Source organism: Type-D symbiont of Plautia stali (genome assembly GCF_001485335.1).
GTDB classification, from domain to species: domain Bacteria; phylum Pseudomonadota; class Gammaproteobacteria; order Enterobacterales; family Enterobacteriaceae; genus Pantoea; species Pantoea vagans_C.
Genome location: NZ_BBOC01000193.1, coordinates 1 through 1,199, shown reverse-complemented (window position 1 = coordinate 1,199; position 1,199 = coordinate 1). Strand labels below are relative to the sequence as shown.

The window sequence follows — 1,199 nt, the reverse complement described above, 5'->3', positions numbered from 1 at the left end:
TTGGTCAACGCAACAACCATGTGAAAACATGTGGTTGCGGAGGATCGTTTGATGAAACGTACATTTACAGCAAAAGAAAAATCGCTCGTTTTCGAACTCTGGAAGAGTGGAACAGGATTTTCAGAAATAGCTAAGATTCTGGATTCAAAACCCGGAACTATTTTCACCATGTTAAGGGACTCCGGCGGTATAAAACCCAATGAGCGCAAGCGGGCCGTCGCACATCTCACCTTGTCTGAACGCGAGGAAATACGCGCTGGCCTGTCAGCCAAAATGAGTATTCGGGCGATCGCTACTGCATTAAGACGCTCTCCTTCGACTATCTCGCGAGAAGTTCAGCGTAATCGTGGCAGGCGCTATTACAAAGCCGTTGACGCTAATAATCGCGCCAACAGGATGGCTAAACGTCCCAAACCGTGTTTGCTGGATCAGAATGAGCCGCTGAGGGAGCTTGTTCTGGAAAAGCTGGAATTAAAGTGGTCTCCGGAGCAAATTTCGGGATGGTTAAAACGAACGAAACCGCGTCAGAAAACGATGCGAATATCAGCTGAGACCATTTATAAGACGCTGTACTTTCGTTGTCGTGAAGCTCTGCACCACCTGAATATTCAACATCTGCGCCGTTCGCACAGCCTGAGGCATGGGCGACGCCACACCCGCAAAGGGGAAAGAGGAACAATCAATATCGTGAATGGCACGCCAATCCATGAGCGCTCGCGGCATATTGATAACAGGCGCTCTGTTGGACACTGGGAGGGAGATTTAGTCTCAGGCACAAAAAATTCGCATATTGCCACTCTGGTAGATCGTAAATCGCGCTATACGCTTATTCTCAGGTTAAAGGGGAAAGATGCTGTTTCAGTGAATCAGGCTCTTACCGAAAAATTCCTTAGCTTACCGCCCGAACTCAGGCAATCATTGACGTGGGACAGAGGGATGGAGCTGGCCAGGCATCTGGAATTTAGCAGCAGCACGGGAGTGAAAGTTTATTTTTGCGATCCTCAAAGTCCCTGGCAACGAGGCACTAACGAAAATACGAATGGGCTATTACGACAGTTCTTCCCCAAAAAAACATGCCTTGCTCAATACACACAGCAGGAGCTGGATCAGGTTGCAGCGCAACTAAACAGCAGACCGAGAAAGACACTGAAGTTCAAAACACCGAAAGAGATAATTGAAAAGGGTGTTGCGTTGACAGG

Annotated in this window: 1 protein-coding gene; it reads left to right on the top strand. The window is 48.2% G+C overall.

The annotated features are described in order from the left end of the window. Positions 1–51 precede the first annotated feature (51 nt). Positions 52–1,199: IS30 family transposase (locus PSSD_RS25930; protein ID WP_058974233.1), on the top strand; the 1,148-nt coding region annotated here is incomplete at its 3' end.